Here is a 15,410-nt window from a genome sequence, read left to right on the forward strand (position 1 = left end):
TGTTTATCTAACTACTTTCCAATTGTGATTACATGTTGCCTCGATCGTTTTTCTATTTAAAATGTAATTAGCAATTAACTCTGTCATATCAGTCGGGATATCTTGTACAACAGGTTTTCCTTGATACATTTTAAAGTTACCGCCGCCACCAGCACGATAATTATTCATCACTACATGGTAATCCTGATTATAATCAATTGGCTCACCTTGGTAGTTTAGCTTAGTCACTCGCTCACCAATCGGGTTTGTGATCTTCAGCTCATACTCAATACCTTCCCACATATCATAATTATAATGTTGGGGTTTCGGATTGATAAAGGCTGAATTGACATCTATTTGGCCATCTGCATTGATAATAAAATAACTTGCAGACTGTTCTAATGCTTGTTTAATGTCTGAACCTGAGATACGAATTACCTTCAATGTGTTTGGATAAATATAATTGGAGACAATATCTCGCATCGTTACATTCGATTTGAAGCCTGGTGATGTGTTGTTGAACAACGACGTATTAGAGATGTCCACATTCGCAATATCCATCTGAATCTTATTAATAAACTCAATCAACGGATTGTCTTGTAGACGAATAGAAAACGGATTACTAATTGTCATGTCTCCATTTATCTTACCAATTGGCTTGTCGAGCCAAACCTGTGTAGCTTCCTCATACTCTTTCACCAAATCAACTACCTGTTTATCAACTTTGACCGAATCGTCAATCTCAATTAACGAGCAATTAATTCGTTTAACACATTCATTTTTTCTTTTTTCTACTTCTATGTCTACTTGACCTAATAATTGTCCGTTATTACTAGGTTGAACGATTGTTACACCATTAATTTTATTCGCGAGTGCACGGTGTTGATGGCCTGTTACTAACACATCAATACCTTCAACCTCCATACAAATTTGATAACCTTGATTCTCACCAGTTAATTCTTCTGTTGGTTCACCAGATTGGATGTCCCGCTCGAAGCCACCATGATACGAAACGACGACTACATCTGGTTGCTCGTTTTCATGGATATGCTTGACCCAGCCCTTTGTCGATTCAAGAGCATCTTGAAAGACTAATCCTTTGATATGTTTTGGGTCCTCCCAATTTGGTATATAGTGGGTTGTTATTCCTAAAATAGCAATAGATATATTTTTAACTTTATGTATGATATAAGGTTTGCCAAAGGCTGGTTTGCCGTCATTTTGATTGACTATATTCGCTGAAAGCCACGGGAATTCAGACTGGTTTATCACATTTTGCAAATACTCCTGACCATAATTAAATTCATGGTTTCCGAACACAGATGCAAGATAACCCAATTCGTTTGCAACCTTTATCAGTGGATTTGCAGTAGTTGACTGATATTTAGCATGATAAAATGTTAATGGACTTCCCTGAATTAAATCGCCATTATCCAATAGTAGTAGATTGTCTTTTTGTCTTTTTTGTTTAATAAGTGTAGATAGCTTGGCGAGTCCAAAGTTTCTGTCGTCATGATCACTATAGTTAGTTGGATAGATATATCCATGAATATCACTTGTTACTAACAATGAAATATCGGTTTTGTTACTATTATCCATCGCTTTTTCCTCCTAAAAGTGAAAATACTCCATTAATTGTATCACGATTCTTTTTTGCTTAGGCTTAGGTAAGTGTTTCGAAGTTAATAGAAACAACGACGTATCTTTTTAGTTCCACTCTAATTGAATCGAGTGCCTCTGAGTGAGAAAAAATCCAGGTTGAGCGCGCATTCTGGGACGCTGAGTGAGAATAAATCCAGGTTGAGTGCGCATTCCGGGACGCCGAGTGAGAATAAATCCGGGGTGAGTGCGCATTCCGGGACGCCGAGTGAGAATATATCCAGTGTGAGTGCGCATTCCGGGAAGATGAGTGAGAATAAATCCGGGATGAGTGCGCATTCCGGGACGCCGAGTGAGAATATATCCGGGGTGAGTGCGCATTCCGGGAAGATGAGTGAGAATATATCCGGGGTGAGTGCGCATTCCGGGAAGATGAGACTCCAAAGTCGCGCAGCATGAGGAGGCTCAGCAGCCACCCGCGGAAAGCGAAGTGTATTGCTGCAGCGCTGACATAGCTCTCATCTTAAAAGAATATAAATGGAAATCAACTCAGCAGTTACGTCGTAGTCACCAAATATGTTCGGCGGTACGAGTAACCTCGGTGTCCCGAAAACAGCTCGGTTTTAAAATTTCTCGCTCTTCTATAGTTTAGCTATTATTTGACTGAGCATGCTCATGATTATTAAACAGCTCGTCTGTGATAAAATGAAGGGAGTGCAATTGGTATAATTAGTTTAAAGAACCAAAAAACTATTAAATAATGGTTGAAATGAGGAACAATATGTTTACTAGTGAACAAATCTCCGGTTTTTCAGAACTGGAATATGAACTTTACAATTATATTATTAATAATGAAGATAAAATCATTTACATGCGAATACGTGATTTGGCAGAGGAGACTCATGTATCGACCACTACCATTCTACGATTTTGCAGAAACATAGGCTGTGAAGGTTTTTCTGAATTCAAGGTTAAATTAAAACTTTACTTGAAGAAAAATAAAAATTCTAATGCAATTTCTAATACAAAAAGCACTGTGACAGAGTTTTTAGAACGGACACTTACACATGACTATGACGAAAAAATAAAGAAAATAGCTTCCGTTGTAGCTAATGCTAAAAGCGTTGTTTTTATTGGAGTTGGTAGCTCAGGTATCCTCGCAGAATATGGCTCGCGTTATTTTTCGGGATTAAAGAAATTCGCCTTGTATATTAAAGATCCCTTTCTGCCGATTCATGGTCAGTATCTAAAAGATAGTATCACTGTTGTCCTTTCTGTCTCAGGCGAAACTCCAACTACGTTAAGTCAGGTTAATCAGTTCAAACAAGAAGGTAGCACAATTGTTAGTATTACCAATCATTCCGATTGTTCATTAGCAAAAATATCTGACTATAATCTATCGTACTATATTACAACTGAATACGTTGAAGATATAAACCTAACGACACAGATTCCAGTTCTATACCTACTAGAAAGCCTTGCTAAAGCTACCTATACTATAATGGAAAATGATTACGAAGAACAAAAGTAAAAAGACTGTCCCTAGTTATTAGGAACAGTCTTTTTTCACTCTTATTTATTTTCTATCTACTAGTCCATTAGCTTTGATTACATCGCTATACCAATAGAAGCTTTTCTTTTTAATTCTTCGTAAATCTTTAGGGCCATCTTCATCACGGTTGACATAAACGAAACCATACCGTTTTTGATAACCATTTAACCAGCTTAATAAGTCTGTATAAGACCATGTGCAGTAGCCTAATACATCAACACCATCGGAAATTGCATTTTGAATTTCTTTAACATGGCTTTCTAAGAAGTCAATTCGGTAATCATCATTGACTACGTCACCTTCTTCTAATGTATCAAATGCACCTAGACCATTTTCAGTAATTAATATAGGTAGTTGATAGCGATTTGAAATTCTTCTCAATGCAATCCGCATACCTTTAGGATCAATCGTCCAATCCCAATCCGTTGTGCCTAAATACGGATTTTTGATTGTCTTAAATACTCCCGGTATTCCAGAATCTTTTGAAGTCCCTTTTTTACCACTAGTATTCATTTTTGCAGCACCAACGCCGTCTTCAAGTGGGTTATGCTCAAATGTGGTAGTTTGATAATAGTTTAGACCCATAAAATCAGGCTTTGCATTTGCAAGTAACTCCATGTCTCCAGCTTCAATCGTCGGCGCTAAACCATTTTTTTCTAAGTAATTCCATGTTGATTTTGGATAAGTACCCCATACATAGATATCCATCCACCAGTGACTATTCATCTCTTCGGCATTTTCTGCTGAAATAACGTTGTCTGGATTACTATCATATGAATATGCTGGACTGTAAGCAAAACTTGGTCCAACTTTTCCATCTGGAACTAATTTTCTAAATGATTGGATTACCCTAGCATTGGCTAAGTTAGCTATATGGTTTGCTTGATACATTCTCTTCAGGTCTTTTACTCCCGGTGGGTGGATTGCATCACGATAGCCTAAGCCAACAAAGATATTTTGCTCATTTAATGTAACCCAGTGCTTAACACGATCTCCATAGCGCTTGAAAAGAATCGAACAGTACTTATCAAAATCTTCGATAATTTCACGAGACTCCCATGCATCATAAGCTTCCATCAGTGCTTGCGGAACATCCCAGTGGTAAACAGTTATCAGCGGTTCAATATCATGTTTTATTAATTCATCGATTAAGTCATCGTAGAATTTTAAACCGGCCTCATTAACCTCACCACGGCCTTCTGGTAAAATTCTGCTCCAGGCAATTGAAAAACGATAAGCTTTTAAACCCATTTCTGCCATCAGTGCTACGTCTTCTTTATATTTATTATAGTGATCTACTGCTACATCACCATTTGTCCCTTTGTATGTGGTTCCTTCTTGTTTGGTATAAACATCCCATACAGAAGGACCCTTCCCATCTTGATCCCATGCACCTTCTATTTGATAAGCTGCTGAGGCTGAGCCCCATAAAAAATCTTTCGGAAATGGTGTTAGTTTTTTATGTTCCATTTAAGAACCTCCTAATAAAAGTGGCATGTGCTATCCACACTGAATTAGTCACGCTAATTCTTGGCACGTAACTAAAACGTTATCCTACCCTTATAGTAAACATTTGTTCTTTAAATATAAATAGATTTTCAATAGAAAGTATTTTGTTTTCTCTTCTGCAACCTGTTACATAAAGGGAACAAGTTGTTACCAAAGCTCATTTACTAACTCATACTTACTAGTAAACTAGCTTTGCGGGTCTTAATAGTCGAGTAATGTAGTTACCTAAATTTGAGTTAACAGCTTTAAATCAGACGTTCACTATCATTTACATAACACTGTCTTAATTTCTATTATTAAACAACTAGTTTAGTTCTGTAATAACGCTATTAACGTCAACTCTCGGTCTAGATTTTGGAACTTTAGCAGGGTAACCAAGCTGAAGCATACCTACTACTCTTTCACCTCGTACTGCGCCAACTACCTCTCTAAATTCTGGATTTATTGTAATTGGACCGGTTTTCCAGATCATCCCGATTCCCTGTTCCCACGCTAGCAAGCTTAGATTTTGAATCACACAGCTAGTAGCTGCATAGTCTTCATCTCGAAATTTAAGGTTTGGATTTTCATCCATAATAACCATTAAGAGCAATGGTACATTCATTATTTTATTATAAGCATTTTCACCAGTTGTTTTACGTTCTTCTATAGTATTACCTTTTTCAGACATCTTTCTATTAATCTCAGCAATTTTTTTCTTCGATTCACCATTTACAAAAACAAAACGCCACGGCTGAGTCATTTTGTGGTTTGGTACCCATACCGAGGTCTCTAACATCGCTTTTATTTGATCAATTGATACAGCCTTGTCCTCGTATAATTGGATTGAGCGTCTTTCTTTAATAAGTTGGGATAGGTTCATGTCTCTTCTCTCCTCGTTTATTTGTTAAAATCACATCAACAAAATTAAATGAAATTGATTCTCAATTACCATTATACTATGATAATCCCTAACAAAAAAAGTGTTTAAAAGCATTTCACTTGTAAACTCAGAAGGAACATCCTTTTATTATCTGAATAATCCGCGAACAAACCTCCGATTATCCAAACTTTATTTCATGAATGTATTCTACAAAATCAGGTTTTACTGGATATCTAGGCTTTCCCTATGATTTTTGTAAAGATAGCGCTTATTTACTAGAGACAAAATACCTTGTATTTATCTAACAATTGGCGTAAAGTTATAGTTAATAAATTAATTTAATTAAGTCCTATTTAAGCTAAAGGAGGAGTTTTTAAAATGGATTTAAACTATTTATTTGAAAGGTTCCAATCTGTTTTTTCAACCAAAGAAACACCGCGAACATTTTTTGCACCCGGCCGTATTAATTTAATTGGTGAACACACCGACTATAATGGAGGCCATGTCTTTCCCGCATCGATTTCATTCGGTACTTATGCCCTAGCAACAAAACGTGATGACAAAAGAATACGGTTTCATTCAATGAATTTTCCAAGTGACGAGATAATTGAAAGTGACCTATCGAATCTAGACTTTAAAAAGAGTGATGACTGGGCCAATTATCCAAAAGGAATGATTCAATATCTAAAGAATGAAGGTCACTCGATCACCTCGGGGGCGGATATTTTATTTTTCGGAAACATCCCTAATGCAGCCGGTCTATCGTCATCCGCCTCACTAGAAATGGTTACTGGAGTTATGCTTGAAGGACTTTTCCATTTAGAAATAGACCGAATCCGTATGATTTTAATCGGGCAACAAGTCGAAAATCATTATATTGGGGTAAACAGCGGTATTATGGATCAATTTGCGATTGGAAAAGGCAAAAAGGATCATGCTATTTTGTTAGACTGCCAATCATTAAACTATCACTATGCCCCGATAGATTTAGCAAATCATGTTATTATAATTATTAATACAAACAAACGCCGAGAGCTAGCTGGTTCGAAATACAACGAAAGACGTAGTGAATGTGAACGGGCGTTACTTGATTTACAATCAGAACTTGATATTTTGAGTTTAGGAGAATTATCAAAAGAGAAGTTTGATAACTATAAGCATCTTATTAAAAATGACACAGACAAAAAACGAGCAAAACATGCAGTCTATGAAAACGAACGTACACTAGAAGCATTAGCAAGATTGAAGGAAGGGAACATAAAGAAATTCGGTGAACTAATGAATAGGTCCCATTTATCCTTACAGCATGACTATCAAGTTACTGGACTGGAGCTAGATACCATTGTAGAGACGGCATGGAAACAAGAAGGTGTCTTAGGTGCAAGAATGACTGGTGCCGGATTTGGCGGTTGTGCTATTGCGATCGTAGACAAAGATCAAGTAAATAACTTTAAGCAAAATGTTAATACTGTCTATCGTGATAAAATAGGATACGATGCTACATTTTATATAGCTTCAATTGGTGATGGAGCTAAAGAATTAACTAACGAAGGAGTCCTTTAAAATGAGCGTATTAGTGTTAGGGGGAGCTGGATACATTGGCTCTCACGCTGTGTACCAACTAATAGATAACAAACAAGACGTGGTAGTGATTGATAATCTAGAAACAGGGCACCGTGATGCAGTTCATCCAGATGCTACTTTTTATCCCGGTGATATAAGGGATATTACCTTTTTAAGAGATGTATTTGAAAATGAATCGATTGATTCTGTTCTTCACTTTGCAGCTAATTCGTTAGTTGGTGAGTCAATGGAGGATCCTTTGAAGTATTTTGATAATAATGTTTATGGCACACAAGTGTTATTACAAGCCATGAAAGAGTTTGATGTTAAAAGCATCGTATTCTCTTCTACTGCTGCTACTTACGGGGAGCCAGAATCTGTCCCGATTACTGAGGATATGCGGACACTTCCAACGAGCACATACGGGGAAACAAAGTTAACGATGGAGAAATTAATGAAGTGGTGTGAAGCGGCCCACGGCATTAACTATGTATCACTGCGGTATTTTAATGTTGCAGGTGCACGGGCGACTGGTGAAATTGGTGAGGATCATCAACCTGAATCACACTTAATCCCTATTGTTCTACAAGTAGCTTTAGGCCAAAGGGAACACATCACTATTTTTGGGGAAGATTACAACACTGAGGATGGTACATGTATCCGTGATTATATTCATGTTGAAGATTTAATTGGCGCTCATCTTTTGGCTCTAAGTTATTTGAAAAATGGCGGAAAAAGTGACGTATTTAATCTCGGAAGCAGCCAAGGTTTTTCCGTTAAAGAAATCATTGATACTGCACGAGTTGTAACAGGTGATAAGATACAAGCTAGGATAGGTGAAAGACGAAAAGGAGATCCAAGCGTGTTAATTGCTTCTTCAGATAAAGCGAAGCGCATATTAGGCTGGATCCCAAAGAAAACATCGATTAATAAAATTATTGAAGATGCATGGAACTGGCATCAAGCGAATCCCGCAGGTTACCAGAAGGGAGTGTAGTCTAAACTATGTCTATCTTTTTACATGTTACTCAGCTAGTGGAAAAAGGAATTGAAGGTCAACTCATTGAACAAGGAGACCGGGTCTATGTTAGAAACCAGCTTCTTGGACTATTAAATGTCCACAAATTTGAAACTAGTCCTATTGCGACAACCGATAAATCTATTCCCGATTTGCTTGAGGATATCATCAGTTATGCAATTGCCGAGGACTTAATTGACGATGTATTAGATGATAAAGAAGTACTTTCTGCCAAACTAATGAATTGCTTTATTTCAAAGCCATCAGAAATAAATAATACTTTTTATTCAAACTACCAACAATCACCTGAGCTAGCAACTGATTATTTCTATAACTTAAGTAAAAACAGCAATTATATCCAGATGAAACGCATTAGTAAGAATATACATTATAAGACAGAAACTCCTTACGGTTCCCTGGACATCAGCATCAACTTGTCTAAACCAGAAAAGGATCCTGAGCAATTGAAGCGGGAACGTGCTATGAAACAAAAAATCAGTTACCCCAAATGCCTTTTATGTGTTGAAAATGAAGGATATATTGGACGTACAGGACATCCAGCCCGTTCCAATCATCGCATTATTAATGTGCCACTTGAAGGAGAAAACTGGTTTCTACAATACTCGCCTTATGTTTATTACAATGAGCACTGTATTCTTTTAGCAGAAGAACATAGAGTGATGAAAATTGACAAAGGAACCTTTGAACGTTTAACTGCTTTCGTCGATAAATTTCCTCATTACTTTATTGGCTCAAATGCAGACCTTCCGATTGTTGGTGGTTCCATTTTAAGTCATGATCATTACCAAGGTGGCCGCTATACATTTGCAATGACAGAGGCAACTGACGAATTCACGTTTAAACTGGACGGTTTCAACGAGGTTGATGCCATGGTAGTTAGGTGGCCATTATCAGTTGTTAGACTAAGGTCTAACAATAGGCAAGAATTGATAGCCGCAGCAACTCATATTCTCAATAAATGGAAAAATTATAGTGACCCACTAGTTGATATTCAAGCATTTACTGATAAAACAAGTCACAATACCATCACACCTATCGCTAGAATGCGCGATGGCTTATTCGAATTAGATCTTGTATTACGAAACAACAGAACGACAGATGAACACCCATTTGGTATTTTTCACCCGCACCAAGATGTCCATCATATCAAGAAAGAAAATATCGGTTTAATTGAGGTAATGGGGCTTGCAGTCTTACCAGAGCGGCTTAAAAGTGAATTAGAAGAAATTCGTAAGTTTTTATTAAATGAAGCTAGTCAAGTTACCGATTATCACCAAGAATGGGCAACCCAGATAAAAACTAACTATAAGGTTATCGACACTACAAATGTCGACAGTATTTTGGAGGATGAACTAGGTAAAAAATTCACTAGAGTATTAGAGGATTCCGGCGTTTTCAAGACGAATCAACAAGGTAGAGCTGCTTTTGAAAAATTCACAGCAGACCTTAACAAGTAGAAGGAGTGTAGTTATGGATATTAAAAGTAAAGAAATTTCAGTTCCTAACCAGGAATGGAAGCTTTTCACTTTAGTTAATAACAACGGAATGGAAGTAAGTTTCCTAAACTACGGGGGGATCATTACTGAAATTCTCGCACCAGATCGTAATAATAATTTCGAAAACGTTGTCTTAGGTTTCAAAGATTACAAAGACTATCTAACGAATCCCGTCTTTTTTGGAGCACTAATTGGCAGAGTAGCCGGTAGAATACAAGATTCACAGTTTGAATTAGACGGTGAGACATTTAATCTAACTCCAAACGATGGGGAAAATCATCTACACGGTGGCCCGAATGGACTTCATTCTGTTGTTTGGGAATCTGAAACTTTTCAAACAGAAAATGAAGTAGGAGTACACCTTTCCCATACAAGCAAAGATGGAGAGGGTAATTATCCAGGAGAATTAACGATGAAAGTCACTTATACATTAGGTAATGATAACAACTTCTCAATCACCTATGAAGGAACTTCAGATAAGAAAACAGTATTAACAACTACGAATCACTCTTATTTCAACCTAAGTGGTGATTTGAAAGATGATGTTTTGCAACATGAGGTGACATTAGATAGTAGTCATTTCGTCGAGTTAGATGAACAATTAATAGCGACAGGAAACAAGGCTTCAGTAGAAAACACAGTTTTTGACTTCAGAAATGGTCGTCAAATCAAAGATGGGACCACATCCACACATAAACAAAACTTAGTTGCAAATAACGGTTATGATCACTACTTCCTTTTTGACAACACAAAAGAAGAAAAAGCTATTGTTAAGGAGCATACTAGCGGTCGTGAACTAGTTGTAACTACAGATCAACCAGGAGTTGTATTCTATACTTCAACTACTATGGATGATCAGCTGAATTTGAAAGAACGCAACTCGAAAAAATACTTAGGCCTTTGCTTAGAAACACAATCACCTACAGCTTCTTTAAACCATCAAGGTTTTCCAACTATTGTGTTAGATAAGGATGAGAAATATTATTCTAAAACGAGCTTTCAATTCAACACGTTTGCTGAATAGAAGAAATTTTTAGTAGAAAATGGATAGGTGTAGATAATTAATTACTATGTTAACCACGTCCAGCTCCGGCGCCTACCCGGAAATAAGCGGCTTGCTTATTTCGAAGGTGCTGGAGCTTTTGGTCTTATGATTTATCGGCCTTAAACAACTCAACTAAAAGTAGAGCCACCGCACCTAAAGCTGTTGCATGTGTCCCTAACGTGGATAATATTACCTCTGTTTTTTTTGCTTCACTAGTCAACGCACGCTGTTCAATTGTTCGTTTTATCGGATTCAAAATAAACGATCCTGCTTTTGAAACTCCTCCGCCAATGACAATCTTACTTGGATTGAAAATATGAATTAGATTCGTTAAGCCTATCCCGATTACATTGCCTGTTTCTTCAAAAATATCTATAGACAACTGGTCCCCATCGCATGCAGCCTGATAAACCGTTTCTCCAGTTAGCTCTGATCCACTCTTAGTTAACTTCTCAATTAGTAAACTTTTGTTATCTAAAGCAATCGCAGACTTTGTTTTCTCAACAATTGCTGGACCTGAAGCAACTGTTTGTAAACAACCTCGATTGCCGCACTCACATATTTCACCTTTCATATCTATTGTCATATGTCCAACTTCTCCAGCTATGTCATGCTCACCGTGATATAGCTTACCCTCGATAATCATACCCGCTCCGATGCCTCTACCAATATTAACAACTAACATACTGTTTATGTTTTCATTTTGACCAAACCACGCTTCCGCTAAGGCGTATGCTCTGGCATCATTTTCAACCTTAACAATAAAGTCGAATGTTTTTTCCAGTTCTTTCTTGATAGGGATATTTTTTAAATTTAAATTAGTAGCAAACAATGAAGTTCCTGAATCGACCTCTACTACACCATGCATTGCCACACCAATCCCGATAATCTTATCATGTAGAATAGTGAATTTTGATAAGATATCGCTAATACTATCCTTCAATAATTGCAAGAACTGTTCATTTGTTTTGGCTGATTCTATTAATTTAGTTGACTGATCTAAGATATTACCTGATAAATCTGTAATAATCACTTCGATATCGTTTGGACCTGCATCAACACCAATAATAAATAATTCGCTATTATTAATAATCAGCATCTTTGGTTTTCTTCCGCCCTTGGAAACTCCTAAATTACTTTCCTTAACAATTCCCTGGTCTATTAACTCTTTAACAATTGTTCCGACTGTCGGAGGAGTTAGTTTCGTTTCCTTAGCAATCTGTGCCCTTGAAATTGATCCGCTTGTTCTAATTTTATTGAGAATAATAGACTTATTTAACGACTTCATCCACTGGAAGCTGCCTCTTTGCATGAACGAATCCTCCACCGCAAACTTTTCCTTAATTATAACACATTGATTCAATTACATAATTTCCTTATGTAGCCGTTGTCACACACATATAGTTTGGTGATAGTCTATACCAACTATATCTGGGTGACAATTACAAAGATCAGTATTATGAAACTAAGTAACTCCATCAACGTCAAAACAGTTTTAAAAAAGGAGGTAATCAACTGTGGTAGCTTGATCCCCCCTTTCCTTAAATACTTAATACGGTCCGCGAATATGTGAATGGACTTCAGTCTGATAAAAGTCTGCTAACTTTTCCATTTCTTCTTTAGAATAGTCCTTCGCATTTACTGCTTCTAAATTATCTTCTACCTGCTTAACTGTTTTAAAACCAGGGATGACAGAGGAAATAGCATCGTGTTCTAATATCCACTTTAGCGCCGCTCTAGTCATATTGCCTCTTCCTTCAGCTATCCAGTTCAATTGGTTACTCAGTTCTACACCTTTTGAAAACTCAATTCCTCCAAAGGTTTCACCAACATTAAATGCTTCACCATTACGGTTAAATTGACGGTGATCATCTGATTCAAATTGATGATTCGTTGAAAATTTACCAGTTAATAAGCCGCTCGCTAACGGTACACGCGCAAGGATTCCTACTCCTTTTTCCTTCGCTTTAGGGAATAGTTCTTCAATAGATTTTTGACGAAATATATTAAATATTACCTGAAGTGTACTAACATTAGGTTGCTCTAAACAATATAGGCCTTCTTCAACTGTTTCAACACTTACACCATAGTTACGGATTTTCCCTTGCTCTTTTAACTTATCTAATACCTTAAATACACTACCCTCTTTTAAAATCTCTAATGGAGGACAATGAATTTGAAATAAATCTATTGAATCTCGATTCAATCGTTTCAAGCTTGCATCACAATAATCAGTTATCGATTTCTCTGAATACGTGTTTAAATCATGGATATCGCCAGCACGGCAGAATTTTGTTGCAATGTAAATTTCATCTTCTTTTCCTTTAGTAGCTTTTGCTAGCAATTCCTCACTATGTCCATCACCATATACGTCAGCAGTATCAAAGAAATTGACACCCGCCTCCATTGCTCTATTTAAACCTTTTAACGCTTCTTCATCATTTGTTTTTCCCCATGCGCCACCAATAGCCCATGTACCAAAACTGAGTTCACTAATTTCCATACCTGTCTTTCCTAATGATCGATATCTCATATATACACAACCTTTAGTAATTTTATTTATCTAAATTTATAGCTTTACATAATCTCTCCAGTTATGTACTGGCTGCCAGCCTAAAACTTCTTTGGCCTTTTTGTTGCTAAATAATGTTTCATAGCCTGATAGTGTTTCACGGAAATCTGTTACGTCTGGATAAACCTGGGCCATTAAATCACGACTTTTAATATCCATACTAGAATTATCTGCCCCTACGTTTAAGGCAACAACTCCTAAATTATCTTTTTCAACAGATAATCGATAGGCTGATGCAGCGTCTCTAGCATCGATATAACTCCACATAATTGTTTTTCTTTCTTCTGGCTCATGAATAAAGCCTGGGAAGTTTTTATACATATGAGGCGCAATCACATTTCCAACTCGCAGGGAAACTACTTGCATACCCGTTCGATTGTTAATCATTTCAGCAGTTTGTTCATTTACTATCTTAGACAATCCATAGCTATCCTCAGGAAATCTTGGATGATCTTCATCAACTGGAACATATTGCGGTTTTAAATCCCTTTTCGAAAATACGATTCCATATGATGACTCACTTGAAGTAATAACCGCTTTCTTTATGCCAAGCGTTCCAGCCGCTTCTAAAATGTTATATGTTGACATCGCATTATTTCTAAATGTTACATCAGCCGGGAACATGTACGCTCTTGGTATTGCTGCTAAGTGAACAACTGCATCTGCTCCAGTTAAAACATCATATACTTCACCTAAATTGTTTAAATCTGCAATAATAGTTTCACACAACGGGTTTTCAGGTATTTTTTGATCGACATTAAGTACATCATATCCATGCTGTAAAAACTCTTCAATAACTGATGGTCCTAACAAACCACTTCCACCAGTAATAACAACTTTTTTCATTTAAAACACCTCTCCCAAGTTTGTTTGCGCTTTCACATTCTATTATACTACCTTCATATAAAGTTTTAAAATAAATTGATTAGAAAATACAATTTATTTTTCCAAAGCCTTCTATTCAACTAATATCATTATTAAAAAAACAAAAAGCCAATTGACTGAAAATCAATTGGCTCTTTGCTCACCTACAAACTATTGCTTGATCTTAAACTGTTAATTTAATACGGTTATGCGAAGGGTCTTCGGTAATCAACACTCCGTTATCCTCCTCGACATCATAACCTAAGCGTTGTAGCTGAACAACTTTTTCTTGTCTTACTTCATCACTCGGAAAAACGAGTGAAAATGATATCAATCCAACACTATTTTCTGCTGGGGCAGGAGCACCAACTCCGTTCCATGTATTTAAACCAATATGATGATGGTAGTGGCCAGTAGAAATGAACAATGCCTGCGTACCAAATTGGCAGACGACATCAAAACCAAGTCCATCGCTATAAAATTCTCTCGTTTTTTGAAGCTCTGCTACATGTAAATGAATATGGCCCATAACTGTTTCAGCTGGGAGTCCTTCCCAAGTTTCGCCCTGTAGTTCTGCAAGAATACCTTCAGCATCTAACGGATCAACAGCCATTACCACTTGGTTATCTTCCCAGGTCCAACTTGTAGCTTTGCGGTCTGTGTATATTTCAATTCCATTTCCATCAGGATCATTTAAATACAAAGCTTCACTTACTAGATGGTCTGAAGCTCCTAATTGCACATTAAGCTCAACAAAGTGCTTTAATATTTTAGCCAAATCCAAACGACTAGGTACCAAAATGGCATAATGATATAACCCTGTTGTTCTACCCTGTTTAGGCATCGCATTTTCAGGCTGTTCAATACTTAATAAAGCTCTTTTACCATCAGCTGTTAACACTGCTTTACTTGATGTTTGTTCTAACAAGTCTAAACCAATCACTTCTTTATAAAATTTAATAGAGCGGTCCAGGTCTTGAACTACTAATTCGACATGTCCCACATAGGTATTTGGCTCACGAAAAAAATTCTTCTCCATCAATATTCAGCTCCCTTTTTATCCTTAGTATCTATTTTAAAAAAATAATTAATCAAAGTGCTTTTTCTAAATATCGTTACTTCGTGTTTGATAGAAAATGCGACGTAACTTTTGCTTTCTTCCATTCTTTATAAGATGAGTGCTAAATCAGCGCTGCGGAAATACACTTCGCTTAGAATAGCTTTCTGTTCAAGTGGGAAGAACTCCACGAATCATTGATTTTACGGCATTTAGGTACTCATTAATCAGAACACAACTACTCAGCGTAGGCAGAATACGAAGACTCCAGTG

Annotated in this window: 12 protein-coding genes; 5 read left to right on the forward strand and 7 right to left on the reverse strand. The window is 36.9% G+C overall.

Annotated elements, in window-relative coordinates; all coding sequences use genetic code 11:
• Positions 1-3 precede the first annotated feature (3 nt).
• Positions 4-1,578 (reverse strand): bifunctional metallophosphatase/5'-nucleotidase, encoded by a 1,575-nt coding sequence (locus tag LD272_RS13705; protein WP_226037180.1) that lies wholly within the window; start codon positions 1,576-1,578, stop codon positions 4-6.
• A 781-nt stretch (positions 1,579-2,359) separates the two neighbouring features.
• Here LD272_RS13705 and LD272_RS13710 point away from each other — a divergent pair.
• Entirely contained in the window at positions 2,360-3,109 is a 750-nt protein-coding gene (locus LD272_RS13710; protein ID WP_226037181.1) for a MurR/RpiR family transcriptional regulator, read from the forward strand.
• Between the two features lie 45 nt (positions 3,110-3,154).
• Here LD272_RS13710 and LD272_RS13715 read toward each other — a convergent pair whose 3' ends face one another.
• Together LD272_RS13715 and LD272_RS13720 are read right to left on the reverse strand one after the other, a co-directional pair.
• Positions 3,155-4,600 (reverse strand): glycoside hydrolase family 1 protein, encoded by a 1,446-nt coding sequence (locus LD272_RS13715; protein ID WP_226037182.1) that lies wholly within the window; start codon positions 4,598-4,600, stop codon positions 3,155-3,157.
• 343 nt (positions 4,601-4,943) lie between these two features.
• Positions 4,944-5,501 (reverse strand): nitroreductase family protein, encoded by a 558-nt coding sequence (locus tag LD272_RS13720; RefSeq protein WP_226037183.1) that lies wholly within the window; start codon positions 5,499-5,501, stop codon positions 4,944-4,946.
• A gap of 378 nt (positions 5,502-5,879) precedes the next feature.
• Here LD272_RS13720 and LD272_RS13725 point away from each other — a divergent pair, with 378 nt between their 5' ends.
• The 4 genes from LD272_RS13725 to LD272_RS13740 are packed head-to-tail and all read left to right on the forward strand — an operon-like array spanning position 5,880 to position 10,623.
• Entirely contained in the window at positions 5,880-7,064 is a 1,185-nt protein-coding gene (locus LD272_RS13725; protein WP_226037184.1) for a galactokinase, read from the forward strand.
• 1 nt (position 7,065) lies between these two features.
• Positions 7,066-8,061 carry a UDP-glucose 4-epimerase GalE gene (gene galE, locus LD272_RS13730; protein ID WP_226037185.1) on the forward strand — a complete coding sequence of 332 codons (996 nt, stop codon included), beginning with the start codon at positions 7,066-7,068 and terminating at the stop codon, positions 8,059-8,061.
• 8 nt (positions 8,062-8,069) lie between these two features.
• A complete protein-coding gene (gene galT / locus LD272_RS13735; RefSeq protein ID WP_226037186.1) occupies positions 8,070-9,560 on the forward strand; it encodes a UDP-glucose--hexose-1-phosphate uridylyltransferase in 1,491 nt (496 codons plus the stop codon).
• Positions 9,561-9,573: 13 nt separating this feature from the next.
• Positions 9,574-10,623 (forward strand): aldose epimerase family protein, encoded by a 1,050-nt coding sequence (locus LD272_RS13740; RefSeq protein ID WP_226037187.1) that lies wholly within the window; start codon positions 9,574-9,576, stop codon positions 10,621-10,623.
• Positions 10,624-10,747: 124 nt separating this feature from the next.
• Here LD272_RS13740 and LD272_RS13745 read toward each other — a convergent pair whose 3' ends face one another.
• The 4 genes from LD272_RS13745 to LD272_RS13760 all read right to left on the reverse strand — a co-directional run bounded on the left by LD272_RS13745 (position 10,748) and on the right by LD272_RS13760 (position 15,119).
• Positions 10,748-11,956, reverse strand: a complete 1,209-nt coding sequence (locus LD272_RS13745; RefSeq protein ID WP_226037188.1) for an ROK family transcriptional regulator — start codon at positions 11,954-11,956, stop codon at positions 10,748-10,750.
• Between the two features lie 237 nt (positions 11,957-12,193).
• Entirely contained in the window at positions 12,194-13,177 is a 984-nt protein-coding gene (locus LD272_RS13750) for an aldo/keto reductase (protein WP_226037189.1), read from the reverse strand.
• Positions 13,178-13,213: 36 nt separating this feature from the next.
• Complete coding sequence (locus LD272_RS13755; RefSeq protein ID WP_226037190.1) at positions 13,214-14,062, reverse strand: NAD-dependent epimerase/dehydratase family protein; 849 nt, start codon at positions 14,060-14,062, stop codon at positions 13,214-13,216.
• Between the two features lie 202 nt (positions 14,063-14,264).
• The gene (locus LD272_RS13760; protein WP_226037191.1) at positions 14,265-15,119 is read right to left on the reverse strand and encodes a VOC family protein; all 855 of its coding nucleotides are present in this window, start codon (positions 15,117-15,119) and stop codon (positions 14,265-14,267) included.
• Positions 15,120-15,410 lie beyond the last annotated feature (291 nt).

It is taken from the genome of Aquibacillus saliphilus (genome assembly GCF_020404745.1).
Taxonomy (GTDB): Bacteria; Bacillota; Bacilli; order Bacillales; family Amphibacillaceae; genus Aquibacillus; species Aquibacillus saliphilus.

Excerpts from the sequence above, each read along its gene's own strand:
- LD272_RS13705 (WP_226037180.1), bottom strand. The coding sequence starts at position 1,578 with ATGGATAATAGTAACAAAACCGATATTTCATTGTTAGTAACAAGTGAT.
- LD272_RS13710 (WP_226037181.1), top strand. The coding sequence starts at position 2,360 with ATGTTTACTAGTGAACAAATCTCCGGTTTTTCAGAACTGGAATATGAA.
- LD272_RS13715 (WP_226037182.1), bottom strand. The coding sequence starts at position 4,600 with ATGGAACATAAAAAACTAACACCATTTCCGAAAGATTTTTTATGGGGC.
- LD272_RS13720 (WP_226037183.1), bottom strand. The coding sequence starts at position 5,501 with ATGAACCTATCCCAACTTATTAAAGAAAGACGCTCAATCCAATTATAC.
- LD272_RS13725 (WP_226037184.1), top strand. The coding sequence starts at position 5,880 with ATGGATTTAAACTATTTATTTGAAAGGTTCCAATCTGTTTTTTCAACC.
- galE (WP_226037185.1), top strand. The coding sequence starts at position 7,066 with ATGAGCGTATTAGTGTTAGGGGGAGCTGGATACATTGGCTCTCACGCT.
- galT (WP_226037186.1), top strand. The coding sequence starts at position 8,070 with ATGTCTATCTTTTTACATGTTACTCAGCTAGTGGAAAAAGGAATTGAA.
- LD272_RS13740 (WP_226037187.1), top strand. The coding sequence starts at position 9,574 with ATGGATATTAAAAGTAAAGAAATTTCAGTTCCTAACCAGGAATGGAAG.
- LD272_RS13745 (WP_226037188.1), bottom strand. The coding sequence starts at position 11,956 with ATGCAAAGAGGCAGCTTCCAGTGGATGAAGTCGTTAAATAAGTCTATT.
- LD272_RS13750 (WP_226037189.1), bottom strand. The coding sequence starts at position 13,177 with ATGAGATATCGATCATTAGGAAAGACAGGTATGGAAATTAGTGAACTC.
- LD272_RS13755 (WP_226037190.1), bottom strand. The coding sequence starts at position 14,062 with ATGAAAAAAGTTGTTATTACTGGTGGAAGTGGTTTGTTAGGACCATCA.
- LD272_RS13760 (WP_226037191.1), bottom strand. The coding sequence starts at position 15,119 with ATGGAGAAGAATTTTTTTCGTGAGCCAAATACCTATGTGGGACATGTC.